The organism is Kocuria sp. SM24M-10, assembly GCF_001027955.1.
Taxonomy (GTDB): domain Bacteria; phylum Actinomycetota; class Actinomycetes; order Actinomycetales; family Micrococcaceae; genus Kocuria; species Kocuria oceani.
In genome coordinates this window covers 24,669-47,741 of the sequence record NZ_LDNX01000062.1, presented here as the reverse complement: position 1 = coordinate 47,741, position 23,073 = coordinate 24,669, and the positions used below count along the sequence as shown (strand labels likewise).

The following is a 23,073-nucleotide window of genomic DNA, read 5'->3' as shown; positions in this document are numbered from 1 at the left end:
CGCCGGGGACGGACGAGCGCACCCCGGTGGCGCGGTGCGGGCGGGACCCGGACCGGAGGGCCCGGCGGGCTGCCGGGCCCCGGGATCAGGCACCGTCCCGGGAGGCCAGGACCAGCTCGGCGAGCGCGCTGAGCAGCGGCCCCTCGGCGCCCAGGGCCGGGGCCTGGCCGAGCGCCGCCACGGGGTCCTGCCGGACGGCGGCGTAGAGGCGCTCCTTGACGTCGTAGCCGATCTGGGCGTCGTTGAGCAGGTCGAAGACCCGGGGCGCCGGGTCCGGGGCCGACACCCCGCACAGGCCCGGGGAGCGGAGCACGACCTGCGCCCCGGCCGGGACGTCCGGGACCGTGACGGAGGTGCGCCGGTCCCGCCGGACGACGGACACCGGGGCGTCCTCGCCGTCCACGGTGACGGTGAGGCCGGTCAGCTCCGCGGCGCCGAGGACGGTGAGGGTCCAGGTCCGCGCCGGCGGCAGGCAGCCGAGGTTGCCCCGCGCGGGGCCGAGCGAGAACTCCCCGGCCGCGACGTCGAGGGCCAGCTCGGTGCGGGCCCAGCGGGCGGGGTCCCGGCCGTCCCCGGCGTCGTCGTCCTCGTCCAGGACGGCGCCGTGGGAGTCGCCCGCCACCACCAGCACCTCGAGCTCGGCGGGGTTTCCCGGGCCCGGTGCGGCGTCGCGGTCCGCGCCGGCGAGCGGGAGGATGGCGCCGGCGCGCGCCAGGACGGGCAGCTCGCCGAGGCCGCGGTGCAGCACGAGCTCGCGCCCGCCGTCGTAGACGGTGCCGGTGAACAGGTCCGTCCACGACCCCTCCGGCAGCCACACGGGCACCGCGGCGCGGGTGAGCACGGGGTCCACGGGGGCCGTCACGGGCGCGACCATCAGCTCGGGGCCGAACAGGTACTGGTGGTCGTAGCGGTAGGCCTGCTCCGCCTCCGGGTGCTCGAAGTACAGGGGCCGGACCAGCGGCACGCCGTCGACGGCCGCGGCGCGGTTGGCGGTGTGCAGGTACGGCACGAGACGGTGCCGCAGGCGCAGGCCTCGCTCCATGATCTCGGCGTAGGGGGAGCGGTAGCGCCACGGCTCCTTGGCGATGAAGTCGTTGTCGCCCGAGTGCAGGCGCAGCACCGGGGAGAACACCCCGAACTGCAGCCAGCGCGTGGCCAGCTCGTCGTCGCGGGAGCCGTGGATGTGCCCGCCGATGTCGTGGCTCCACCAGCCGAAGCCGATGTTCGCCGCCGTCGCGGTGAACCGCGGCTGGAAGGCCAGCGAGGCCCAGGAGATGACGGTGTCGCCGGAGAACCCCACGGGATAGCGGTGGCTGCCGGGGCCCGCGTACCGGGAGAGGATCAGCGGGCGCTCGCCGCCCGAGGCGGAGTCCAGGAAGTGGTAGTGGTTGAGCACCCACAGCGGGTCCACACCGGGCAGGCGGGAGTGCTCGCCGGACTGCCAGTCGATCCACCAGAAGTCCACGCCCTCCGCCTCCAGGCCCCGGTGCAGGACCTCGAAGTAGGCGGAGAGGAACTGCCGGTCGGTGACGTCGAAGGCCACCGGCTCCTCCGTCCCGGGGTCCCGGCCCAGGGCCTCGAGCATCGCGGGATAGGGCTCCTCGAAGGAGCGCACGCCGTCGGCCGGGTGCAGGTTGAGGGTGACCCGGTAGCCGCGCTCGTGCGCCCACCCCAGGAAGCGCCGCGGGTCCGGGAAGAGCTCCCGGTTCCAGGTGTAGCCGGTCCAGCCCGAGCCGTGGTGGCGTTCCACGTGCTCGTCGGTGAGGTGCCAGTCCATGTCCACCACGAGCACGGAGAAGGGCAGGCGGCGCTCCGCGAAGTCCTGGACCAGCTGCCGGTACTCGGTCTCGTCGTAGGCGTGGTAGCGGCTCCACCAGTTGCCCAGGGCGTAGCGGGGCAGCACCGGCTGCGGCCCGGACAGCGCGTAGAAGGCGCGCAGGGCCTCCTGGTGGTCGTGGCCGTAGCCGAAGAAGTAGAGGTCCACCGCGCCCTCCTCACGGGGACGCGGGGCGTACCAGCCGTCCTCCGTGAGCAGCACGGACCCCGAGTCGTCGACCACCCCGAAGCCCTCCCGGGAGTTGATGCCCGGCTCGAGCGGGATGGGGCCGTCGGCCTCGTCGAGGGTGCGGGCGGTCCCGCCGAGCGTGGGCACCGGGGTGCCGTAGCGCCACACGCTGTGGTAGTTGGTCACCCCGCCGCGCACCTGCACGGACAGGCCGGAGGGGCTGAACTCCCGCTCGTCGTAGCTCAGGTGGATCCGGTCGGTGAACAGCTCCAGGCCGGCCTCCGAGCGCCGGACGCGGAACGGCGGCACCGGGAACCGGCGGTGCACCGCGAAGGCCGAGGGCCGGTCCTCGAACCGGCCTCCGGGGCTGTACTCCAGGCGGAGCAGCCCGTCGGTCAACACGGTGATGCGGTAGTGCGCGCCGGCGACGACGGCGGCGGGCTCCGGGGAGCCGTGGCCGGTGGGACGGAAGCGGGGGAGGGGCATTCCCCCAGCGTAGGGCCCCGGACCCGGCGGGGTCAGCGCAGGGCGGCGCGCACCCCCGGGCGCACGGCCACGACCAGCCACGCCGCGTCCACCGCGAGCTTGAGCGCGGCGGGCAGCAGCTGCAGCGGTTGCGTCCCGGTCGGCACGACGGGCACGGCGAACGACAGCACGAGACTGGCCACGGTGCTGAGCACCGCCATGGACGCGAAGACGATGCCGAGGATCCAGGCCCACTGCCGCTGATCGCGCAGCGGGAAGAAGACCAGGGCGTACAGGCCCGCGTTGACGGCGACGCCCACCACGGCGCTCGCGAGCACGAAGCCCGTGCCCAGGAACATGCCGCCCGAGGCGGCGGCCACCTGCTCCGAGGACGTCAGGTAGCCGATGACGCTGCCCAGCACGCCGATGGCGAGGGACGCCACCGTGAGCCGCAGCAGCAGCCGCAGGTCCGGGGTCCTCGGTGGGACGGGACGGGCCGCCCACGGGCCGCCGGGGGCGCTGGACGGGCCGTACGGGTACTGGGTCATGGCGGTCGACTCCTCGCGGCGGGACGGGCCCGGTCGGGGCTCAGCACCGAACCTAGCCGCTGATCCCGCCCGCCGGACCGTTCGCGACCGTGAAGACACCGGCGCGTCGCCGAACGGCGGCCTGCGATCCCCCATCGGGGCACGGGTTCTCCCGGCGCGGGCCCACCGATCCGGTGCCCGGCGATCCGGTGCCGGGCGATCCGGTGCCCGGCGATCCGGTGCCGGGCGATCCGGTGCCGGGCGATCCGGTGCCGGGCGCTCCGGTGCCGGGCGAACGGCGCCCGGCACCGGGCCGGGCGGCCCCGGGGGCTCAGCCGCGCGGGCGCAGCGGGACGGTGGGCAGGGCGGGGGCCGGCAGTGGAGCGGGCTCTCCCTCCGGATAGGGACCGAAGCGCGGGTCGGCCGCCCCGACCGGTGCCGGCTCGGCCCCGATCTCCGCCTGCCAGGCCGCCCGGTAGGAGGCGACCTCCTCGTGGCTGCGGCCCACGAAGTTCCACCACATCACGATCCGCTCGCCCAGGGGCTCCCCGCCGATCAGCAGCGCCCGGACGGGGAGCGACCCGGCCTCCAGGACCAGGCGCGCCCGGCCCGGGGGCAGGTAGGCCAGGTGGTCCGCCGGCACCGGGTCCCCGTCCAGGGCGAGGTCCCCGGCGTCCAGCAGCACCCCGTGCTCGAAGGCCGGGTCCACCTCCAGCTCCAGCCGGGCACCGGCGTCCAGGGCGATCTCGGCGGCCAGCAGGGGCGGGGTGTGGGTCCGCACCGGGGAGACGGACCCGGCCAGGGAGCCCAGGTACACCCGCAGCAGGCTGCCCGGCCCGGGCACGGGCTCCGGGGCGTAGTGCTCGAACGTCGGGGCCGTGTGCCGGGTCCGGTCCGGCAGCGCGTACCACAGCTGCACCCCGTGCAGGAGGCCGGTGTCCGGGGTCGAGAACTCCTGGTGGGAGATCCCGCGCCCGGCCACCATGAGGTTGACCTCGCCGGGGCGCACGATCGCGCGGTACCCGGCGGAGTCCCGGTGGGCGATCGCCCCGGTGAAGAGCAGGCTCACCGTGGCCAGGCCGGTGTGCGGGTGCCGGGCCACCCGCATCCCCCCGGACGCGGAGACCGGGTCCGGGCCGTAGTGGTCCAGGAAGCACCAGGAGCCGATCAGACTCCGCCGGCGCTGGGGCAGGGTCCGGCGCACGGTCATCGCCCGGGGCCCGCCCAGCGGCACGTCGCGCGGCGGGAGCAGCTGCGGGCCCCCACCGCCCTCGGTGCAGACGACCTCCTCGGGGCGCGCGTCCAGATTGGTCATGCCCCGCCCCCGGGCACGCTCGCCGGGGCAGGGGTGGCCGGGGCCGTCGCCGCGGCCGCCTTCGCGCCGCCCCTCGAGCGGACGGGGTGGCGGGAGAGGATCGAGATCCGGTTGAACGCGTTCATCGTCACCGCCGCCCACTGCAGCGCCGAGAACTGCTCGTCGGTGAGCGCCTCACGGGCCGCGGCGAGCTCCGCGGTGCGCGCCGGTTCCTCGGGCAGGACCGTGGCCGCCTCCCCGACGGCCAGCGCCGCGCGCTCGAGGTCCGAGTACAGGGCCTCGGCCTCCCGCCAGGAGGTCAGCACCGCGAGCTGCTGGGAGCCCACCCCGGCCTTCACGGCGTAGCGGACGTGCAGGTCCAGGCAGTAGGCGCACCCGTTGAGCTGGGAGATCCGCACGTTGACGAGTTCGAGCACCGCCCGGGAGACCCCCGCCTCCTCGGCGGCGTCGGCGACCGTGCCGGCCAGCCCGTTGAGGGCGCGCCAGGAGCCGGGATCGGACTTGTCGAGGAAGAAGCGGTCACGGGCGGTCATGGATCCTCCTCGCCGTCGGTGCGGTCCGGTGCGTCGGTCAGCGGAGCCCTGTCCTTCAGCAGACACCTCCGCCGCCGCCCCGTCAAGGGCGGGCGGCACCGCGCCGTCAACGGTGCGCGGCGGGCCGGCCGTGCGTCCCGGTGCGGCGCTCCGGTGTGCCGGTCCGGTGTGCCGGTCCGGTCTCCCGCGATGCTCAGCCGGCGACCAGCGCCGCGGTGGCCGCGGCGATCGCCTGCTCCTCGTCGGTGGGCACCACCAGCACCTCGAGGGCCGAGCCGGGGGCCGAGATCCGCCGGGTCCCGCGTGCGCGGGCGGCGTTGGCGTCGTCGTCGAGACGGACCCCCAGGGCGCCGAGCCGGTCGCAGACCCGCTTCCGGAACGGCGCGGCGTTCTCGCCGATGCCGGCGGTGAAGACCAGCGCCTGTGCCCCTTCCACGGCCACGTGGTAGCCGCCCACGTACTTCGCCAGGCGGTAGGCCGCCATCTCCAGGGCCAGCTCGGCGCGCTCGTCGCCGCGTGCGGCGGCCTCCTGGACGGCGCGCATGTCGTGGTCCCCGGCCACGGCCCGCAGCCCGGACTCCTTGTTCAGCACGGCGTCGAGCCGCTCAGGGGTCATCTCCGGGTCCCGGCGCAGCACGGCGGTGACCACGGACGGGTCCAGGTCCCCCGTGCGGGTGCCCATCACCAGCCCGGCCAGGGGCGTGTAGCCCATCGAGGTGTCGTAGGAGCGGCCGTCCCGGATCGCCGTGACCGAGGCGCCGTTGCCCAGGTGGGCGACGACGGCGCGGAACCGCTCGCGCGGGATCCCCAGGAACTCCGCCGCCTGCCCGGTCACCCAGTCGTGGGAGGTGCCGTGGAAGCCGTAGCGGCGGATCCCCCAGTGCTCGTAGAACCGCTCCGGGACCGCGTAGCGCCACACGTGCTCGGGCATGGTGCGGTGGAAGGCGGTGTCGAACACGCAGACCTGCGGCAGCTGCGGCCAGGTCTTCTGGACGGCGCGCAGGCCCAGGACCGCGGCCGGGTTGTGCAGCGGCGCCAGCGGGACGAGCCGCTCGATGTCGCGGATGATCTCCGGGGTCGCCAGCACGGGTGCCGAGAACCGCTCGCCGCCGTGCACCACGCGGTGCCCGGCGGCGTCCACGGTCCGCCCGTCCAGCTCGGTCCCGAGGCGCCCGGCGAGCAGCTCGAGGGCCTGCGTGTGGTCCTGGATCCGGGAGCTGCCGATGTTCTCGATCAGCCCGGACGTGAGCACGGTGCCGCCGTCGGCGCCCGGCTCCAGCTCCCGGACCTGGTACTTCAGCGAGGACGAGCCGCAGTTGACGACGAGCACGAGCATGGTGGGTCTCCCTGGGGCGGTCGGGAACGGGACGGTCGGGAACGGGACGGTCGGGAAGCGGGCGGCGGGGCGCCGGCTCACATGTGCTGGGCCTGGATCGCGGTGATCGCCACCGTGTTGACGATGTCGTCCACGGTGCACCCCCGCGAGAGGTCGTTGACGGGCTTGCGCAGCCCCTGCAGCACCGGGCCCACGGCCACGGCGCCGGCGGACTGCTGGACGGCCTTGTAGGTGTTGTTGCCGGTGTTGAGGTCCGGGAAGACGAACACGGTCGCCCGTCCCGCCACGGCGGAGCCGGGCAGCTTGGAGGCCGCGATCGAGGCGTCCACCGCGGCGTCGTACTGGATGGGACCCTCCACCTCCAGCTCGGGGTCCGCCGCGCGCACGATCTTGGTGGCCGCCCGGACCTTGTCCACGTCCTGGCCGGAGCCGGAGCCTCCGGTGGAGTAGGACAGCATCGCCACCCGGGGCTCCACGCCGAACTGGCGGGCGGTGCGGGCGGAGGCGAGCGCGATGTCCGCGAGCTGCTGGGCGTCGGGGTTCGGGTTGACCGCGCAGTCGCCGTAGACCAGCACGCGGTCCTCGAGGAGCATGAAGAACACGGAGGAGACGATCCGCACGCCCTCGGAGGTCTTCACGAACTCCAGGGCGGGGCGGATCGTGTTGGCCGTGGTGTGCGCGGCGCCGGAGACCATGCCGTCCACGTCCCCCATCTGCACCATCATGGTGCCGAAGTAGGAGCCGTCGAGCATCCGCTCCAGGGCCGCGTCCTGCTGCACGCCCTTGTGGGCGCGCAGCCGCACGTACTCGCCGGCGTACTTCTCGCGCAGCGCCTCGTCGTGCTCGAAGTCGACGAGCGTGAGCCCCTCGTCGTCGAAGTCGAGGTTGATGCCCTCCGTCTGGCACAGCCCGGCGATCTTCGCGGGGTCGCCGAGGACCGTGAGGTCGCAGAAGTTGCGGCGGTGGATCATCTCGGCGGCGCGCAGGATGCGGGGGTCCTCGCCCTCCGGCAGCACGATGTTCTTCCGCTGCGTGCGCGCCGCCTCGACCAGTTCGTGCAGGAAGCGCAGCGGCGTGCGCCGCAGCGGGCGCGGCAGGTCCAGGCGGCTGACCAGCTCCTCGTCGTCCACGCGCCGGGCCCACTCGCCCAGCGCGGCCGCGACCTTGCGCGGATGGGCCCCCGAGAGCGTGCCGCGGGAGCGGGAGACCGCGCGGGCGGCGCTGTAGGTGTCCAGCCCCGTGGTGAGCACGGGGAACGGCGCCGCGGCGGTGAGCTCCTGGATCCGCCCCTCGGTGCCGAAGCCGCCGGTCAGCAGCATCCCCGAGGGGACCGGCAGGGCCGGGGAGAGGGCGGAGGCCAGGGACGCGACGACGATGTCGGAGCGGTCCCCCGGGGTGATGACGAAATCGCCGTCGGCGAGCTGCTCGAGGTAGTGGGCCACCGTCATCGCGGCGATCTTCACGCCCTTGACGTCGCGGTCCAGGGAGACGTCCGAGGGCCCGTCCCCGAAGCCGTGCCGGTCCCGCAGCTCGGCCACGGTGGGCGCGGCCACCGCGGCGTTCTCGGCGATCACGTAGACGGGCAGCCCGCGCACGCCCCGGGAGGCGTTGGCGCTCAGCCGCTCGACCCACTCGGGCCGGGCCCGGTTGACGATGACGGCGAAGATGTCGCACCGGGCCTGGTGCAGCTCCGCGCGGGTGACCTCGATCGCGTTGAGCAGGTCCTCGGGGGACTCGGACTCGTCCGCGCCGATCACGGCCAGCACCGAGGTGCCCAGGTTGTTGGCCATCCGGGCGTTCATGTCGAACTCGGCGGTGGCCGCGTTGTGCGCCAGCAGGTCGGTCCCGTCCACCACGATCACGTCGCAGTGCCGGGCCATCTCGCCGTAGACGCTCACGGCCATCGAGTCGAGCTCGTCGTGGTCCCCGGCCGCGAGCAGCTCCCGGGTGCGGGCCAGCGAGAGCCCGCCGCGGCACCGTTCGTCGGGGAGGTCGAAGTTGCGCTTCATGAGCTGGACCATGGGGTCCTCCGCCGGGCTCCGCCCCAGGTGGACGGGCCGGAAGTAGCCCAGGCGGTCGGTCCTGCGGAACAGCGAGTCGGCCAGCCCGAGGGCCACGAGCGACTTGCCGGACTGCGGCGTCATGGCACTGACGTAGATGCCTTGGGTCATGGTCTGGGCGTCCTCCGGTGGGCGGGCTCGGAACTGACGTGCTCGCCCCAGTCTAGGGTCCGCCCGTTCCGGGGGCCGGGCCGCGGCGCTCGCCGCCCGCCCGGGCGGGCTCAGGCCAGGGAGAGGAACATCTTCTCCAGCTCGGCCTTGTCCAGGCTGGGGTCCTCCTGGCGCAGGCACTGCTCCAGGCCGGTCGCGATGATGCTGAAGCCGGCCTTGTCCAGGGCGCGGGAGACCGCGGAGAGCTGGGTCACCACGTCCTTGCAGTCACGGCTCTCCTCGAGCATGCGGATGACGGCGGTGAGCTGGCCCTGCGCCCGCTTGAGGCGGTTGATGGTCGGGGTGAGGTCCTGGGGATCGAGTTGCACGGGGCGCTCCTGGGGGACGAGGGCGGGTCCCGGCCATTCTATACCCCCCGGGGGATCCGGCATACCCTTCGGGGTATCTTCCGCGACGGGTCCCCACCGCTCCGGGCCGGACCGCCCCGGGGCGGCGGGGCCGTCGTCGTCGTGGCGCGGGGTTCTCCCCGGGCGTCCCGGGTGGGAGACTGGGGGCATGCTGGTTGCCTTCTCCGTCTCCCCGTCCGGTGGCTCCGACGCCACCGGCTCCGTGCACGACGCCGTCGCCGCCGCCGTCCGGGTGGTCCGCGACTCCGGACTGCCGCACGAGACCGACGCCATGTTCACCACGATCGAGGGCGAGTGGGACGAGGTCATGGACGTCGTCAAGCGCGCCACCGAGGCCGTCGGCGCCTACGGGCCCCGGGTGTCCCTCGTGCTCAAGGCCGACATCCGCCCCGGTCGCACCGGCGAGCTGACCGGCAAGGTGGAGCGGCTCGAGGCCGCGATCCGGCGGCAGGCGATCGAGTCCTGACCCGCGCCACCACGGCCGCGCGGGTGCGCCCCGCCGGTGTCGAAGACGCCTCCGCGTGGTCCGCCCTGCACCTGCGCTGCCTCGACGAGACCTACCGCCCGCTCTTCGGCGACGCCTTCGCCGACCGGCAGCGCGACGCGGCCGACCGCACGGCCGGCTACGACCGCGACCTCCTCGCCGACCCGCGCGTGCGCACCCTCTGGGCGCTCGACGACGACGGGGCCGCCCTCGGGCTGGTCTCCGCCGGACCGGCACCCGCCGCGTGGGAGACCCGCGCCGGGGTGCCCGCCCCGGTGGTCCCCCGGCAGCTGTTCCAGCTCTACACCCTCGTCGCGACGCACGGCACCGGACTGGGCGCGGCGCTGCTGGAGGCCGCCGTCGGCCCCGCGGACGCCTACCTGTGGATCATGGACGGCAACGACCGCGCCGAGCACTTCTACGCCAAGCACGGTTTCCGAGCCTTCGAGGAGTCCTTTCCCGCCGGCGGGCCGTGGACCGGGCAGCACATGCACCGGATGGTGCGGACGGGTCCGGCGTGAGCCGCGCGGCCCGCCGCGGGCGCCGGGCGCCGGAGCCCGCCGCCCCGGGCGGCCCCGCGGCCGGCAGCTACGAGATCTCCACCGGCACCGCCGAGCTGGTGCCCGACGAGTACGCTCCCGGCTCCTGGGTGCTCCACGTCAACGGGGTGCCCTCCTCCCACGTGGACCCGCAGCACCCCGAGCGGCTGGACTTCGAGTACATGCGCTGGATCGCCGCGCTCGTCCACGCCCACGTCGGCGCGCACCTGGACCCCGCCGCGCTGCGCGTCCTGCACCTGGGCGGGGGTGCCTGCTCGATGGCCCGGTACCTCGCCCACGCCTATCCGGCCGCACGGCAGGTCGTCGTGGAGCTCGACGGCCGGCTCGCCGAGCTGGTCCGGCAGTGGTTCGACCTCCCGCGCGCCCCGCGGCTGCGGATCCGGGCGGGGGAGGCCCGCGCCGTCACGGAGTCGCTGACGGCGGCCACCCGGGACGTGGTGGTCCGGGACGTGTTCGCCGGATCCACGACCCCGGAGCCGCTCACCACGGTGGAGTTCGCCCGGCACGTGGCCCGTGTGCTGGCCCCGGGCGGGCTGTACGTGCTCAACTGCGGGGACACCCGGGACCTCGCCGGGGCGCGGGCCGAGCTGGCCGCGCTGTCCGAGGTCTTCGAGCACGTCGGCGCCGTGGCCGACCCGGCGATGCTCAAGGGCCGCCGCTACGGCAACATCGTGCTGGCCGCCTCCGCCGTGCCACTGCCGGCGGCGGGCTCGCCGGAGGCCGCCGCGCTCGGCCGCGAGCTGCTGGGCGGAGCGGTGCCCGCCCAGTACAAGGACGGGGCCTGGGCCCGCTCCTTCGTCGCCGGGACGCCCCCGCGCCGCGACGCCGTCCCGCCCCGGGCGCCGCACGCCCCGTGACGCGCCCCGCGCGGGGATCCGGGGGACACGCAGGTGCTCGCCGGGAGTTGCTCGGCACCGCGCCGCCGGAGCCGCTAAGGTTGCTTGGTAACCGACGAGGGTGTCCGAGGAGGTGGTCGCAGGTGCGCAACGAGCTGAAGGCGCTGCGGGCCGCCCGGACCCTGTCGCAGGGGCAGCTGGCCATCGCCGTGGGGGTCTCCCGGCAGACGATCTACGCGGTCGAGAACGGCCGGTCCGAGCCGTCCCTGTCCGTGGCCCTCGCCCTGGCGCGGTTCTTCGGCCGGCCGGTCGAGGACGTCTTCCACGACGACGCCGGCCGCACCCCGCCCCGGGCCTGACGGACCGCGGCCGGCGCGGGGGCTCACCCGGCGCGGCGAGGACCCCGGGCCGCGAGCTCGGCCGCCACGTCGTGCTGCCGGTCCCGGGTGAGCGGGTGCGGTCCCTCGGGGGAGAGGTGCTCGTGCTCGACCTGGCGGGTGACGCGGCTGTGGAGCACCTGCAGATCGGCCAGGGGGAGTTCCTCCAGGCCCTCCGGGAACTCCTCGTCAGGAGCGAGAGCGGTCTCGTCGGCGGGCCCTGCGTCCGCGGCGGCGAGCCCGGCCCGGCCGGGCGCCGGCGCGGGATCGGCGTCACCGCCCAGGACGGCCACGGTCGGGGCGGTGACGGGGGTGGCGGGAACAGAGTGCACGGGAGCTTCTTTCGCTGGCTACGACAAAGTCGCGGCCGACTACTCGACGCACTCCTCGATCCTAGCCGCGCGGCATCCGGGGCGCCACCGCCGGCACCGGGGGACCCGTGGCGCGGTCGGGTTCAGACCACGCTCCCGTCCACCGGGGACGGCACGGGCCGGGACCGCGACGCGGGCGGGGCGGACGGGTTGAAGTGCGTGCTCGTCGGCCCGTCGTTGGCCGCCGCCACCAGCTCGGCGGCGACGTCGCGCAGCTTGACGTTGCGGTGGTTGGACGCCGCGGTCAGCAGGGCCACGGCGTCGTCCTGGGTGCAGCCCTGGCGGGCCATCACCAGCCCGATGGCCATGTCGATCGTGGTGCGCGAGGCCATCGCCGCGGCCAGGTCGGTCTGCGTCTCCCGGTGCCGGGCCAGGCGCAGGGCCAGGCGCAGGGCCCGGGAGGCCAGTGCGACCTCCCGCTCGACCGCCGCCGTGGTCCGGGCGTCGAACGGGCGCAGCGTCCCCGAGTAGACGTTCAGCGCCGCCCGGGCCCGGTCCTCCAGCTCGAAGGGCACGGCCAGGACGGAGCGGACCCCGTGCTCCGCGGCCGCCCGGCTGTAGGCCGGCCACTGCCGGTCGGTGCGGGTGTCGGCCAGCAGCACGACCCGGTGCCGCTCGGCCGCGCTCAGGCACGGGCCGCCGTCGAAGGCGTACTGGACCTCGTCCAGGGCGGCGGCCCGCTCGTGGCTGGCGACCACCGTGGCCGCGGCGGCACCCCGGACCAGGGTGATCGAGCACCACAGGTCGTCGGCGTCCTCCGCGAGGTGCCGCGCCGTGCTGCGCACGAACTGCTGGAGGAAGTCCGTCAGGTCCTCGGAGGCCAGCAGCAGGTCCTCCAGCTGCACGGAGCGCGCGTCGGCCGTCGTCGAATCCACCATGGGCAGGCCCACCCGTTCCGTCCTGTGTGCGGACCCCCTCGCCGCAGTCGAGGCCGGCGCGTGCGCGTGCCGGCGGCAGAACTGTACCAGCACCCCGGACGAGGACGCGCGGGCGGCGGCCCACGGGGACGTGTGCGCGAGGGAGCGGTGGCCCGCCGGGGACGTCGCCGCCCGGCGGGCCACCGCCCCTCGTGGCGACCGGGTCAGCCCGGCAGGTCGAGCAGGGCGGTGCTGTCGACCGCCGTGCCGGCCAGCTGCGGGGCCCAGCCGTCCTCGCCCGCGAGGTAGTCGCGGACGGTGAAGCGCTCCGCCTCGCCGGCCGGCAGCTGGGGGCGGTCCGGGGTGAGCCGCGCGCCCGGGCCGCGGTTGGCGTGCTCGGCGAAGCGGGCCTCCCGCCACGAGAAGCCGCTCATGTCCGTCCACGGGCTCGCCGCGATGTGGGCGCCGAGCCAGGAGTCGCGCACGAGCACCTGCGCCACGGCCCGGGGGTCACCGCCGGGGTGCCAGGGGCGGCCGAGGTGCACGGTGCCGGCGGCGGCCCCGGACGTGAAGCGGCAGCCGCTGAACAGGTACCCGCGCTCGACGCTCAGGTCCTGGCTGCCGGCCGTGACGTACCCGTTGTTGCTGTCGGAGCCGCGGTCGAGGGACCGGAGCTCGCAGCCGTCGAACACCGCGGTGCCGCGGCCGAACACGAAGTCGACGTCGCCCTCGACGTAGCACCGGTCGAACCAGGACCGCGCGGCCACGCCGCTCGCGGGGGAGTTGACCAGCAGGGTGTCCTGGTTGCCGAGGAGGCGCACCCCGGAGAGGACCGCCCGGTCGCCGGTCAGGTGCAGGGCCACCGCCTGGCGGTTCTTCATCCCCGGGTGCGCGGCCTCGTCGAAGTCGTTGCCGAACGTCAGGTTCCGCGCGACGAAGTCCGCGCCGTCCACCCGGGCGGAGGCGCTGCCGAACGTGCCGAACGGACCGCTCCCGTCGGGCTTGAGGGTCCCGGAGGCGTTGTCGTGCACCAGCACCACGTCCTCGGGTCCCTCGCCCGTCCCGACCAGGGAGATCCGGGGTCTGCTCGACGGCACGTGCAGGACCTCCCGGTACTCCCCGGGGTGGATCCGGATCACCGTCCGGCGGGCGCCGCCGGGCTCCGCCGCGTCCACGGCGGACTGCACGGTGCGGAACCGTTCGCCGGGACCGACGTCGAGCACCACGGGGGTGTCCACGGGCCGCTCGGCGGGCCAGTGCATCCGGCCCAGCGGGTCGGCCGCCGCGCCGGTGTCCGCGAACCAGCCCGGCGGCACGATCCGCTTCGACCGCAGTTCGCGGGCGACCAGCCGGGCCACCGCGAGGGCGCCGAGGGCCTGGAAGTGGGTGTTGTCCGCCGAGCCCTGCGGGTACTGCGGGTGCTCGCCCGACGCCAGGTGCAGGAAGTGGGAGGTCGTCCCCTCGGGGCCGAGGCGCTGCCACAGGTCCTTGGAGGAGGCGGTCAGGTCCACCAGGGGTGTGCCGGTGGCCGCCGCGAGGTCGCGCACGGCCTGGGGATAGGCCCCGTGGGTGTCCCGGGCCGCCCCGAAGGCGTCGAAGCGCCGGCGCTCCACCGGGGTGACCAGCACCGGCTGCGCGCCCTGCGCGACGGCGCCGTCGACGTAGCGGCGCAGGTACGCCTCGAAGGTCCAGGACCCGGCAGCGTGCCGCGGGCCGGGTCCTGGACCTTCTCGTCGTTGTGGCCGAACGCGACGAGCAGGTGGTCGCCGGGCTGGAGCATGCCCAGCACCCGGTCGAGCAGCCCGGCGTCCGCGTAGCTCTTGGACGAGGCCCCGGACCAGGCGTAGTCGGCCACGCCGGCCCGGGGGCCCAGCAGCAGGGGCAGGGCCTGTCCCCAGCCCGCGCGGGGGCGCTCGGAGTGCTGGTAGGCGGACGACGTCGAGTCGCCGACGACGAACAGCGCCGGGCGGGTGCGCCGCATCCCGCCGTTGTTGCCGGTGGCCCCCGGCGCGGCCAGAGCCGGGGTGCCCGCCGCGCCCGTCAGGGCGGTGGTGCCGGCCGCCAGCGCGAACGCGGTCAGGAGGGTGCGCCGGGTCGGCGCGGCGGGGCTCACCGGTTCCCGCCGGTGCTGAGCACGGGGCCGGTGGTGCGGGCGAGCAGCGCCGGCACCGCCTGGGCGGAGTGCACCTTGGTGCGCAGCGTGGGCGTCCAGGAGGTGTCGTGGGCCAGCTGCGCGCTCTCGGGGACGGCGGCGTTGTAGGCGGCCCGGAGGTCGACCTCTTTGCCGTTCACGGTGTTGTCCACGGTGGCGACGACCGAGCCCTTGTAGCGGCCGATGAGCCGCGCGGGGTCCGTGCCGGCGGGCAGGGTGAAGGCGTTGGCCTCCGCGTACAGGTGCGACTCGATCCCCGCGCCCAGGGAGTACACGAAGGGCACGGACCCGTCCTCGGGCACCACGTAGTGGTTGTTGTAGACGTCCACCTGGCCGTAGCGCACCCGGGGGGCCCGCTGGCCGACGTCCTCGAACACGTTGTGGTGGACGGTCACCCGCAGTCTGCCGGGGTCCCCCCGGGTGGGGGAGTCGGTGGACCCGATGAGCATCAGCTTGTCGTGGTCGGTGAACCGGTTGTAGGAGATCGTGACCAGGTCCGACCCGTTGGTCACGTCGAGGGCGCCGTCGTGCACCTGGTAGGGGGTGCCGAAGTAGCTGGGCTGCCCGCTGTCGGGGTTCGGGGCGTCGGTGAACTCCGAGTGGTCGACCCACACGTGGGTGGCGCCGTTGATGACCTGCAGCAGGTCGTACTCGCTGTTCCAGGCCCCGGTGCTGCCGTCGCCCGGGTCCCAGGCCGGGAAGCAGTCGGCGGCGTCGGAGAACGTCAGGTTGCGCAGGATGACGTTGTCGGCCCCGTTGATCCGCAGCGCGGCGCCGCGGATCTCGCTGTCCGGGCCGGCGCCGACGATCGTGGTGTTGCCGGGGACGTCCCAGCGGATCGTGCGGGCCTGGTTCGCGGCCGCGGCACGGCGGGCGTCCTCCTGGGCCCCCGCCGGGTCACGGTCCCGGCCCCAGGTGGCGGGGTCGTAGTCCTGCAGGTACTGCTCCAGGTCGTAGCCGGTGCCGGCCGCGTAGTCCGCGCAGCTCAGCGCGGATCCGTCGGGCGCCGTGTTGGCGTCGATCCTGCCGTGCACGCGGATGATCTTCGGCCGCTCGCCCGAGGCGGCGAGCGCCTCGAGGAGCCCGGCCCGGTCGTCGACGTCGTGGACGTCGGCGGGGGCGGCCGCAGCCCCGCCGGTGGTCCCGCCGTCGGCGGAGGCCCAGCCGTCACCGGCGGGCAGCACCTGCCGCTCGACCGGGGTGCGGGCCGACCGGGCCGTCGGGTCGGCGAGCGGGCCGGGGGCGGCCGCGGCGGGGGACGCCGTGAGCAGCGCCAGTACGGCGGCGGTGGACAAGGACAAGGACATGGACAAGTGCGAGGCGCGTGGGCGCATGATCCCTCTTCCGTCGTTGCGGTGGGCACGCCCCGGTGAGGGGAAGAACTGTGATGGGGGTCACTGGGGGTGCTGGGCAGGACGGTAGCAGAAAGCGCTTTCCGGCCGGAAGGTGTCCGGGTGTGCATGCTCGAAAGGACCTGTTCGGCCGGGAGTCATGCTCGGTGGTGCCGCCCGCGGTGCGCCGCGGGATCAGGAGGCCGCGCGGCGATCCTCGGCGGAGGCCACGAACTCCCGGGCCAGCTCCACCAGCTCCGCGGTCCGCTCGATCTGCGGCATGTGCCCGGTGTCCGGGAACACGTGCAGGCGGGCCCCGGGCAGGGCGGCGGCCGCGGCGTCGGCGTGGTGGGCGGGCAGCACGGCGTCGGCGTCGCCCCACAGCACGAGCACGGGCAGCCCGGAGGCACGGATCTTCTCGAGCAGGGCCCGGCGCCAGCCGGGCAGCACGCCCACCACCGGCAGCCCGATGCTGCGGTAGGTGCCCAGGAAGGTGGCCCGGAAGTCCGGCTGCGAGCCCACCGTCGCCGCGTGCCGGAGGAGCTCGGGCGTGGCCAGCGCCGGGTCGAAGAAGCAGTTCTGGTTCGAGCGCACCGCGGCGGCCCTGGCCAGCGGGCGGAACCGGGCGCCCACCACGGGCAGGCGGGACAGCGCGGCCCAGACCATGGGCAGCGGGGAGACGTTGGCCTCCCGGCCGAACCCGGCGCTGTTGGCCAGCAGCAGGCTCGCCACCCGCTCCGGGTGCTCCGCGGCCACGGTCATGGCCACGGCGCCGCCCAGCGAGTTGCCCATCAGGTGCACCGGGCGGTCCTCGCCCACCGCGTCGAGCACCCCGACCACGGCACGGGCGAACGCCCCGAGTCCCGGCTTCTCCGGGCCCGCGGGGCTCAGCCCGAAGCCGGGCAGGTCGGTGCTCAGCACCCGGTGGTCCCGGGCGAGCAGCTCGTGGGCGGCCGACCAGTCCTCGAGGCTGCGCCCGATCCCGTGCAGCAGCACCACGGGTGGGGCCTGCTCCGGCCCGGAGAGGCGGATGCGCACGGGCCGGCCGGCGACCTGCACCGTCGTCGTGGCCCCCGGGGCGCCGGCGGCGGGCTGCGAGGTGTGCTGCTCGGTCATGCGTGGGTCTCCTGGGGTGCGGCCGCGGGGCGGGCGGCGGGGCGGGGGATCAGGTCGAGGGTCCGGGACAGCGGGGTGCGCAGGGTGGTCGCCGAGTCCAGCAGGTAGTTCTGCCGCACCCGCCAGGGGTGGCGGTCGCCCTGGCGGGGGAACGCGTCGATCGAGCGCCGGACGTAGCCGGATGTGAGGTCCAGCAGCGGGTGCTCGGTCATGCCCGGGGCGGCCTTGGGCACCACGGCGGCGGCGTCGCGGCGCTCCAGGTGCTGGAGCACCTTGCAGACCAGGCGGTGCGTCAGGTCGGCCCGCAGCGTCCACGAGGCGTTGGTGTAGCCGATGCACAGCGCGAAGTTGGGCACGCCCGTGAGCATGGCGCCGTTCCAGACGAACTGCTCCGACAGCTCCACCGGGGCGCCGTCCACCGTGGGGGCGATCCCGCCGAAGGGCAGCAGCCTCAGCCCCGTGGCGGTGACCACCACGTCGGCCTCCAGGACCCGGCCGCTGCTCAGCCGGATCCCCTCGGGCACGAACGTGTCGATCGTGTCGGTGACCACGTCGGCCCGGCCCCGCCGCAGCGCCTTGAACAGGTCCGCGTTGGGCACGGCGCACAGCCGCTGGTCCCAGGGGTCGTAGGTCGGGGTGAAGTGCTCGGCCACGAGCTCCTCCGAGCCGAGGATGCGCGCGGCCCGGGACGTGAAGTACTCCCGCGCCGCGGCCGGGCGGCGCCGGCAGAACTGGTATACGGCCGTGCTGAACAGGATGTTCTTCGTCCGGATCAGCCGGTGGGCCGGCCCCGGGGGCAGGGCCCGGCGCAGGGCGTCGGCGCGCCGGTCCCGGCCGGGCACGGCGCTGATCCAGGTGGGGGAGCGCTGCAGCATCGTCACGCTCGCCGCGTCCGCGGCCATCGCCGGCACCAGGGTCACCGCTGTGGCGCCGCTGCCGATCACCACCACCCGCTGCCCGCTCCAGTCCAGCTCCTCGGGCCAGAACTGCGGGTGCACCACCCGGCCCCCGAACTCCTCGATCCCGGGCAGGACGGGGTCGTGCCCCCGCTCGTAGTCGTAGTACCCGGCGCAGGAGTACAGGAAGGAGCACGTCATCGTGCGCCGCCGGAGCCCGCCCTCGTCGTCGCGCTCCTGGAGGCCCAGCGTCCACCGGGCATCCGCGGAGGACCAGTCGGCCGAGACCACCTTGGTGCGGTAGCGGATGTGCCGGTCGATGCCGAACTCCTCGGCCGTCTCGCGGATGTAGGCGAGGATCGAGGGGCCGTCGGCGATGGACTGCGGGTCCCGCCAGGGCTTGAAGGAGTAGCCCAGGGTGAACATGTCGGAGTCCGAGCGGACGCCGGGGTAGCGGAAGAGGTCCCAGGTCCCGCCCATCCCGTCGCGCGCCTCCAGGACGGCGTAGGACAGGCCGGGGCACTCGGTCTGCAGGCGGTAGGCCGCGCCGATGCCGGACAGGCCCGCGCCGACGACCACGACGTCGCGGTGCTCCGCCCCGGCGGGGTTCTCGGGGGTGGGGAAAGTGGCTGACATGGGTCCAGGATCCCCCGCGGCGCCCGGCAGCACTTGACGCTGCACGACGATTGCTTGACCCTGGGCGACATGTCCGTCATCCGTTCCGCGGGGCTGCGCGGCTTCCGCGCCGCGGTGGCCGAGCTCGGGGGCGACGCCGAGGCGCTCGCCGACGCCGCCGGCCTGCCTCGTGCCGCCCTGGACACCGACGACCTCCTGGTCCCGGAGCGGGCCGTCGGGCGGGTGCTGGAGGCCGCCGCCCGGGAGCTGGCCTGCCCCGACCTGGGGCTGCGGGTCGCCGCCCGCCAGGACCCGGGCGTGCTCGGCCCGCTGGCGCTCGCCGCCCGCCACTCCGAGACGGTGCGCGACGCCCTGGAGTGCGCGTCCCGCTACCTCTTCGTGCACGCGCCCTCCCTCGAGCTGGCGCTGGTCGAGGACCCCTACGGCGCCCGGGGGGTGACGGCCGTGCGCTACGTCGGGCACGCCCCGGCGGCCCGGGGCGGGCACGGCAGCCCGCAGGGCACCGACCTCGGGCTGGGGCTGCTGCACCGGGCCCTCACCTCGCTGGTCGGCGGCCGCTACGGGCTGCGCACGGTCGACCTGGACCACCGCCCCGCCGCGCCGCTGCGGGTCTACGAGGAGTTCTTCGGCGTGCCGGTGCGCCCGGGCCGGCCCGAGGTCCTGCTGCGGATCCCCACGAGCACGCTCGCCCGGCCGCTGCACGGGGACGCCGGCGTGCGGCAGGTGGCGCTGGCCTTCCTCGACGCCCAGATCCCGGGTGCGGGCTCGGCGTGGGCGCCGCGGGTGCGCGGGGTGCTGGTGCAGCTGCTGGGCACCGCCGACCCGGAGCTGGAGGCGGTGGCCCGCGTCCTGGACCTGCATCCCCGCACCCTCCAGCGCCGGCTGGCCGAGGAGGACACCACCTTCGGCGCGATCCTGGACGAGGCCCGGCGCAGCGCGGCCCTGCGCTGGCTCACCACCACCGAGGTCCCGCTGAGCCAGATCGCCGGGCTGGTGGGCCTGTCCGAGTCCTCGGCGCTGACCCGGTGCGCCCGCCGCTGGTGGGGCGCCCCGCCGCGGGACGTGCGCCGCGGGGTGACGCGCACGAGCTGATCGTGTCGCGTGCGGTCAACTTACTGTCGTGACCGGTCAAGCCCGCCTCGGCGGGAGCGCCCCACACTGGACCCCGAGCCCGTCGCCCGGACCCTGTCCCGCGTCCTCGTTCCCGTTTCCGCGTCCCGTTTCCTCGTCCCAGGAGCAGCCCGTGTCCCCCTCCGCCCCCTTCCGCTTCTCCGGCGCCACCGCGGTGCTCACCGGCGCCGCCGGCGGCATCGGCGAGCAGCTGGCCCACGGCCTCGCCGCCCGCGGCGCCCACCTGGTGCTCGTCGACCGGGACGAGCCCGGGCTCGAGGGCGTCGCCGGCACGATCCGCCGGCGGCACCCGGAGGTGCGGGTGCGCACCGTCGTGGCGGACCTCGCCGAGCTCTCCGCGCTGCCCGCCGTCACCGACCGGATCCTCGCCGAGCACCCGCGCATCGACCTGCTGGTGAACAACGCCGGCGTGGCCCTCGGCGGCACCTTCGAGCAGGTCTCCGCCGAGGAGTTCGACTGGCTCATGGACATCAACTTCCGGGCCCCGGTCATCCTCACCCGGCGGCTGCTGCCGGCCCTGCTCGCCACTCCCGGCAGCCACCTGGTCAACCTCTCGAGCCTGTTCGGGCTCATCGCCCCGCCCGGGCAGGTGGCCTACGCCGCCAGCAAGTACGCCGTGCGCGGGTTCACGGAGGGCCTGCGCCACGAGCTGGCCGGGCGGGTGGGCGTCACCGTGGTCCACCCCGGCGGGGTCCGGACCCGGATCGCCGAGTCCGCCCGCACCCCGGCCGGCGCGCCGGCCGAGGAGGCCGCGGCCGGTCGTGAGAGCTTCGCCGCGCTGCTGAGCTACCCCGCCGAGCGGGCGGCCGCGGACATCCTGGAGGCGGTGGAGCGGCGCCGGGGCCGGCTGCTGGTGGCCCCCAGCGCGGTGCTGCCGGACCTGGCGGCGCGGCTGTTCCCGGGCACGTACTGGTCCGTCCTCCAGCGCGCCCGCCCGCTCCTGCAGCGCCTTTCCCGGCGGCGGCGCCGGGCCTAGGCTGGCCCCATGACCAGCACCCTGTCCTCCGTCGTCGTCGACTGCCGCGACCCCGCGGCCCTGGCCCGCTTCTGGTGCGCGGCCCTGGGCTACACCGTCCACGGCGAGGCCGAGGGCTACGTGGGCATCGCACCCGCCGCGGGCCCGGGCCCGCACCTGGACTTCCTGCTCGTCCCGGAGCCGAGGACCGCCAAGAACCGGATGCACCTCGACCTCCGGGCGGCGGACACCGACCAGGACGGGGAAGTGGCCCGCCTGGAGTCCCTCGGCGCGCGCCGGGTGGACGTGGGGCAGGGGCCCGAGGTCACGTGGGTGGTGCTGGCCGACCCGGAGGGCAACGAGTTCTGCGTGCTGGCGGACCTCGAGGACGCCTGAGCCGGCCGGCTCAGGCGGGGGTGCCGTCCACGTAGAACCAGCGGCCGTCCTCGCGCACGAACCGGGAGCGCTCCCGCTGCCGGCCGCGCGCCCCGGAGCCGTCGCGCCAGTGGGCGCTGAACTCCACCCGGCCCTCGCTCTCGAAGGGTCCGCCGCCGTCGGCGGCGTGCACGTCCAGCCGGTACCAGCGCAGCTGCGGGTCCAGCGCCACGGAGGCGGGACGCGTGCCGGGGTGCCAGGTGGCCAGCAGGTACTCCTCGTCCCCGGCGGCGAAGGCGCTGTACCGGGAGCGCATCAGCAGCTCGGCGGTCGGCGCGCTGCGGCCGCGGTGGAAGCGCCCGCAGCACGCGCCGTAGCTCTCACCGGTGCCGCAGGGGCAGCGGGCGTCGTCGTCGATCATTCCCCCATCCTCCCGCGGGGTTGCGGCTCACGGCCACCGGAAGCGGCTCGGTGGCCGTGAGCCGCAACCTCGCGGGGGCGGGAACAGCCGGTCAGGCGAGCCAGCCCTCCACCACGCCCTTGCCGAAGAACACCACGAAGGCCGCGGCCACCACGTACATCAGCGGGTGGACCTCCCGGGCACGGCCCTGCACGAGGCGGATGAAGACGTAGGAGACGAAGCCGGCCCCGATGCCGTCGGCGATCGAGTACGTGAAGGGCATCACGGCGAAGGTCAGGAAGGACGGCACGGCCAGGCCCCAGTCCTCCCACTCGATCCGCACCACCTGCTTGGCCATGAGGAAGCCGACCACGACCATGGCCGGGGCGACGGCCTCGAACGGCACCACGTTGACCAGGGGCGTGACGAACATCGCGAGCAGGAACAGCGCGCCGGTGACCACGTTGGCCAGGCCGGTGCGGGCGCCGTCGGCGATGCCGGTGGAGGACTCCACGAAGATCTGGTTGGAGGACACGGAGCCCGCGCCGCCCGCGATCGCGCCGGCGGCGTCCACGAGCAGGACCCGGTCCACGTTCTCGATCTGCCCGTTGCGGCCCACCAGGCCGGCCTGCTGGGAGAGCCCCACCATGGTGCCCATCGCGTCGAAGAAGATCGAGAGCAGGATCGTGAAGACCAGCAGCAGCGCCGCGAGGGCGCCCAGGCTCCGGAACGCCTCCAGCGGGGCGACCGCGCCCACGAGGGAGAGGTCCGGGAGGGCGACGAAGGAGGTGGGGGCCGAGGGCACCACGAGGGACCACCCGGTGGGGTTCTCCACCGACGAGCCGGACGGGAAGACCGCCTCCAGGACGTGGGCGAGGACCGTGGTGAGGACCACCGCGATCAGGATCGCGCCTCGGACGTTGCGCACCATGAGGGCCAGGGTCAGCAGCAGGCCGACGACGAAGGTGAGCATGGGCCAGCCCAGCAGCGTCCCGCCGTCGCCGAGCTGCACGGGCACGGTGGTGCCGGCGGCGTCCGGGATGCGGCGCACGAAGCCGGCGTTCACGAAGCCGATCAGGGCGATGAACAGCCCGATGCCCACGACGATCGCGGTCTTCAGCGACGGCGGCACGGCGTTGAACACCGCGGTGCGGAAGCCGGTGAGCACCAGGACGAACATGACCACCCCGGCCCACACGACCAGGCCCATCACCTGCGGCCAGGTGAGCTCGGGGGTGGTCACGATCGTCACCGCGAGGAACGCGTTCACCCCCAGGCCGGTGGCGATCGCGAACGGCGAGCGGGCCACGAGCCCCATCAGGATGGTCATCACGCCGGCCACGAGCGCGGTGACGGCCGCGACCCGCTCGGCACCGAGGGTGTTCCCCGCGCCGTCCGGGCCGTAGCCGAGGATCAGCGGGTTGAGGACCACGATGTAGCTCATCGCGATGAACGTGGCCACGCCGCCGCGGACCTCGCTCGTCACGGAGGAGCCGCGCTCGCTGATCCTGAAGAAGCGGTCCAGGCCGTTGCGCGGTGGACGGGAAGGGGTCTCCGTGGGAACGGAGGCGGAGGATGCCATGGTGGTCCTAAGGGCACTCGACGGGACAGGGCGGGCTCGACGGCGGCGGCCCCGGAGCGGCCCCGGATCCGCGTACCACCGGGGGAACATTACCGGTCCCGCCCGGTGGTGTCGCGGTGAGCGCCCGGTCATGGACGAGGCCGTCCGGCGCCGGGCGGAACAGGGGCGCGCCGGATCCCGTTGGACCGGACGGCGGTCGCACCGCGAGCGCGGCACCGGAGCCCACCCCAGCACCACGGAACAGGAGCGCAGCAG

23 protein-coding genes are annotated in these 23,073 nt (G+C 75.1%); 7 read left to right on the top strand and 16 right to left on the bottom strand.

Annotated features, from left to right (window positions below):
• Positions 1-85: 85 nt before the first annotated feature.
• The 7 genes from ABL57_RS07680 to ABL57_RS07650 all read right to left on the bottom strand — a co-directional run bounded on the left by ABL57_RS07680 (position 86) and on the right by ABL57_RS07650 (position 8,720).
• A complete protein-coding gene (locus ABL57_RS07680) occupies positions 86-2,491 on the bottom strand; it encodes a glycoside hydrolase family 31 protein (protein WP_047802869.1) in 2,406 nt (801 codons plus the stop codon).
• Positions 2,492-2,523: 32 nt separating this feature from the next.
• The gene (locus tag ABL57_RS07675; RefSeq protein WP_047802868.1) at positions 2,524-3,018 is read right to left on the bottom strand and encodes a hypothetical protein; all 495 of its coding nucleotides are present in this window, start codon (positions 3,016-3,018) and stop codon (positions 2,524-2,526) included.
• A gap of 310 nt (positions 3,019-3,328) precedes the next feature.
• Complete coding sequence (locus ABL57_RS07670; protein WP_047802867.1) at positions 3,329-4,312, bottom strand: pirin family protein; 984 nt, start codon at positions 4,310-4,312, stop codon at positions 3,329-3,331.
• Entirely contained in the window at positions 4,309-4,845 is a 537-nt protein-coding gene (locus tag ABL57_RS07665) for a carboxymuconolactone decarboxylase family protein (RefSeq protein WP_047802866.1), read from the bottom strand. Before ABL57_RS07665 ends, ABL57_RS07670 begins: the two co-directional genes overlap by 4 nt.
• 193 nt (positions 4,846-5,038) lie before the next feature.
• On the bottom strand, positions 5,039-6,181 hold the full coding sequence (locus tag ABL57_RS07660; protein WP_047802865.1) for an acetate/propionate family kinase: 1,143 nt from the start codon (positions 6,179-6,181) through the stop codon (positions 5,039-5,041).
• A gap of 77 nt (positions 6,182-6,258) precedes the next feature.
• Entirely contained in the window at positions 6,259-8,352 is a 2,094-nt protein-coding gene (gene pta, locus ABL57_RS07655) for a phosphate acetyltransferase (protein ID WP_047802864.1), read from the bottom strand.
• Between the two features lie 110 nt (positions 8,353-8,462).
• Positions 8,463-8,720 carry a metal-sensitive transcriptional regulator gene (locus tag ABL57_RS07650; protein ID WP_047802863.1) on the bottom strand — a complete coding sequence of 86 codons (258 nt, stop codon included), beginning with the start codon at positions 8,718-8,720 and terminating at the stop codon, positions 8,463-8,465.
• 187 nt (positions 8,721-8,907) lie between these two features.
• On the opposite strand from ABL57_RS07650, the gene ABL57_RS07645 reads away from it, so the two are divergent.
• The 4 genes from ABL57_RS07645 (at position 8,908) to ABL57_RS22245 (ending at position 10,998) form a co-directional block, all read left to right on the top strand.
• The gene (locus tag ABL57_RS07645; RefSeq protein WP_047802862.1) at positions 8,908-9,225 is read left to right on the top strand and encodes a thiamine-binding protein; all 318 of its coding nucleotides are present in this window, start codon (positions 8,908-8,910) and stop codon (positions 9,223-9,225) included.
• Positions 9,226-9,248: 23 nt separating this feature from the next.
• Positions 9,249-9,764 carry a GNAT family N-acetyltransferase gene (locus ABL57_RS07640; protein ID WP_047802861.1) on the top strand — a complete coding sequence of 172 codons (516 nt, stop codon included), beginning with the start codon at positions 9,249-9,251 and terminating at the stop codon, positions 9,762-9,764.
• Positions 9,761-10,660 carry a spermidine synthase gene (locus ABL57_RS07635; RefSeq protein ID WP_047802860.1) on the top strand — a complete coding sequence of 300 codons (900 nt, stop codon included), beginning with the start codon at positions 9,761-9,763 and terminating at the stop codon, positions 10,658-10,660. The genes ABL57_RS07640 and ABL57_RS07635 overlap by 4 nt, the downstream gene beginning before the upstream one ends.
• Positions 10,661-10,782: 122 nt before the next feature.
• The gene (locus ABL57_RS22245; protein WP_047802859.1) at positions 10,783-10,998 is read left to right on the top strand and encodes a helix-turn-helix transcriptional regulator; all 216 of its coding nucleotides are present in this window, start codon (positions 10,783-10,785) and stop codon (positions 10,996-10,998) included.
• Positions 10,999-11,021: 23 nt separating this feature from the next.
• Here the strand turns inward: ABL57_RS22245 and ABL57_RS07625 are convergent, their stop codons facing one another.
• The 7 genes from ABL57_RS07625 to ABL57_RS07600 all read right to left on the bottom strand — a co-directional run bounded on the left by ABL57_RS07625 (position 11,022) and on the right by ABL57_RS07600 (position 18,375).
• Positions 11,022-11,348: a hypothetical protein gene (locus ABL57_RS07625; protein WP_047802858.1), complete on the bottom strand. Its 327-nt coding sequence runs from the start codon at positions 11,346-11,348 to the stop codon at positions 11,022-11,024.
• A gap of 122 nt (positions 11,349-11,470) precedes the next feature.
• Positions 11,471-12,265, bottom strand: coding sequence for a GAF and ANTAR domain-containing protein (locus ABL57_RS07620; protein WP_082157297.1), 795 nt, complete (start codon positions 12,263-12,265; stop codon positions 11,471-11,473).
• A 203-nt stretch (positions 12,266-12,468) separates the two neighbouring features.
• On the bottom strand, positions 12,469-13,506 hold the full coding sequence (locus ABL57_RS22950) for a pectinesterase family protein (RefSeq protein WP_238986009.1): 1,038 nt from the start codon (positions 13,504-13,506) through the stop codon (positions 12,469-12,471).
• Between the two features lie 239 nt (positions 13,507-13,745).
• Positions 13,746-14,357 (bottom strand): hypothetical protein, encoded by a 612-nt coding sequence (locus tag ABL57_RS22945; RefSeq protein ID WP_238986008.1) that lies wholly within the window; start codon positions 14,355-14,357, stop codon positions 13,746-13,748.
• Positions 14,354-15,703 (bottom strand): polysaccharide lyase family 1 protein, encoded by a 1,350-nt coding sequence (locus ABL57_RS07610; protein ID WP_047802857.1) that lies wholly within the window; start codon positions 15,701-15,703, stop codon positions 14,354-14,356. The genes ABL57_RS22945 and ABL57_RS07610 overlap by 4 nt, the downstream gene beginning before the upstream one ends.
• Positions 15,704-15,922: 219 nt before the next feature.
• Positions 15,923-16,843: an alpha/beta fold hydrolase gene (locus tag ABL57_RS07605; protein WP_047802856.1), complete on the bottom strand. Its 921-nt coding sequence runs from the start codon at positions 16,841-16,843 to the stop codon at positions 15,923-15,925.
• Entirely contained in the window at positions 16,840-18,375 is a 1,536-nt protein-coding gene (locus tag ABL57_RS07600) for an NAD(P)/FAD-dependent oxidoreductase (protein ID WP_047802855.1), read from the bottom strand. The genes ABL57_RS07605 and ABL57_RS07600 overlap by 4 nt, the downstream gene beginning before the upstream one ends.
• Before the next feature lie 69 nt (positions 18,376-18,444).
• Between ABL57_RS07600 and ABL57_RS07595 the strand changes: the two genes are divergently transcribed.
• The 3 genes from ABL57_RS07595 to ABL57_RS07585 all read left to right on the top strand — a co-directional run bounded on the left by ABL57_RS07595 (position 18,445) and on the right by ABL57_RS07585 (position 20,857).
• Positions 18,445-19,467: an AraC family transcriptional regulator gene (locus ABL57_RS07595; RefSeq protein WP_047802899.1), complete on the top strand. Its 1,023-nt coding sequence runs from the start codon at positions 18,445-18,447 to the stop codon at positions 19,465-19,467.
• A 151-nt stretch (positions 19,468-19,618) separates the two neighbouring features.
• Positions 19,619-20,482, top strand: coding sequence for an SDR family oxidoreductase (locus ABL57_RS23380; RefSeq protein WP_047802854.1), 864 nt, complete (start codon positions 19,619-19,621; stop codon positions 20,480-20,482).
• A gap of 9 nt (positions 20,483-20,491) precedes the next feature.
• Positions 20,492-20,857 (top strand): VOC family protein, encoded by a 366-nt coding sequence (locus ABL57_RS07585; protein ID WP_047802853.1) that lies wholly within the window; start codon positions 20,492-20,494, stop codon positions 20,855-20,857.
• Between the two features lie 10 nt (positions 20,858-20,867).
• Here ABL57_RS07585 and ABL57_RS07580 read toward each other — a convergent pair whose 3' ends face one another.
• Both ABL57_RS07580 and ABL57_RS07575 read right to left on the bottom strand, forming a co-directional pair.
• Positions 20,868-21,257 carry a YchJ family protein gene (locus ABL57_RS07580; protein WP_047802852.1) on the bottom strand — a complete coding sequence of 130 codons (390 nt, stop codon included), beginning with the start codon at positions 21,255-21,257 and terminating at the stop codon, positions 20,868-20,870.
• A gap of 91 nt (positions 21,258-21,348) precedes the next feature.
• The gene (locus ABL57_RS07575; protein WP_047802851.1) at positions 21,349-22,818 is read right to left on the bottom strand and encodes an NCS2 family permease; all 1,470 of its coding nucleotides are present in this window, start codon (positions 22,816-22,818) and stop codon (positions 21,349-21,351) included.
• Positions 22,819-23,073: the final 255 nt, after the last annotated feature.

What these genes read in the sequence shown, in the direction of transcription:
- ABL57_RS07620 (WP_082157297.1), bottom strand. Translation starts at nt 12,265, where the DNA reads ATGGTGGATTCGACGACGGCCGACGCGCGCTCCGTGCAGCTGGAGGAC.
- pta (WP_047802864.1), bottom strand. Translation starts at nt 8,352, where the DNA reads ATGACCCAAGGCATCTACGTCAGTGCCATGACGCCGCAGTCCGGCAAG.
- ABL57_RS07585 (WP_047802853.1), top strand. Translation starts at nt 20,492, where the DNA reads ATGACCAGCACCCTGTCCTCCGTCGTCGTCGACTGCCGCGACCCCGCG.
- ABL57_RS07610 (WP_047802857.1), bottom strand. Translation starts at nt 15,703, where the DNA reads ATGTCCTTGTCCTTGTCCACCGCCGCCGTACTGGCGCTGCTCACGGCG.
- ABL57_RS07645 (WP_047802862.1), top strand. Translation starts at nt 8,908, where the DNA reads ATGCTGGTTGCCTTCTCCGTCTCCCCGTCCGGTGGCTCCGACGCCACC.
- ABL57_RS07675 (WP_047802868.1), bottom strand. Translation starts at nt 3,018, where the DNA reads ATGACCCAGTACCCGTACGGCCCGTCCAGCGCCCCCGGCGGCCCGTGG.
- ABL57_RS07670 (WP_047802867.1), bottom strand. Translation starts at nt 4,312, where the DNA reads ATGACCAATCTGGACGCGCGCCCCGAGGAGGTCGTCTGCACCGAGGGC.
- ABL57_RS07660 (WP_047802865.1), bottom strand. Translation starts at nt 6,181, where the DNA reads ATGCTCGTGCTCGTCGTCAACTGCGGCTCGTCCTCGCTGAAGTACCAG.
- ABL57_RS07605 (WP_047802856.1), bottom strand. Translation starts at nt 16,843, where the DNA reads ATGACCGAGCAGCACACCTCGCAGCCCGCCGCCGGCGCCCCGGGGGCC.
- ABL57_RS07665 (WP_047802866.1), bottom strand. Translation starts at nt 4,845, where the DNA reads ATGACCGCCCGTGACCGCTTCTTCCTCGACAAGTCCGATCCCGGCTCC.
- ABL57_RS22950 (WP_238986009.1), bottom strand. Translation starts at nt 13,506, where the DNA reads ATGCACTGGCCCGCCGAGCGGCCCGTGGACACCCCCGTGGTGCTCGAC.
- ABL57_RS07580 (WP_047802852.1), bottom strand. Translation starts at nt 21,257, where the DNA reads ATGATCGACGACGACGCCCGCTGCCCCTGCGGCACCGGTGAGAGCTAC.
- ABL57_RS07600 (WP_047802855.1), bottom strand. Translation starts at nt 18,375, where the DNA reads ATGTCAGCCACTTTCCCCACCCCCGAGAACCCCGCCGGGGCGGAGCAC.
- ABL57_RS07595 (WP_047802899.1), top strand. Translation starts at nt 18,445, where the DNA reads ATGTCCGTCATCCGTTCCGCGGGGCTGCGCGGCTTCCGCGCCGCGGTG.
- ABL57_RS07680 (WP_047802869.1), bottom strand. Translation starts at nt 2,491, where the DNA reads ATGCCCCTCCCCCGCTTCCGTCCCACCGGCCACGGCTCCCCGGAGCCC.
- ABL57_RS07575 (WP_047802851.1), bottom strand. Translation starts at nt 22,818, where the DNA reads ATGGCATCCTCCGCCTCCGTTCCCACGGAGACCCCTTCCCGTCCACCG.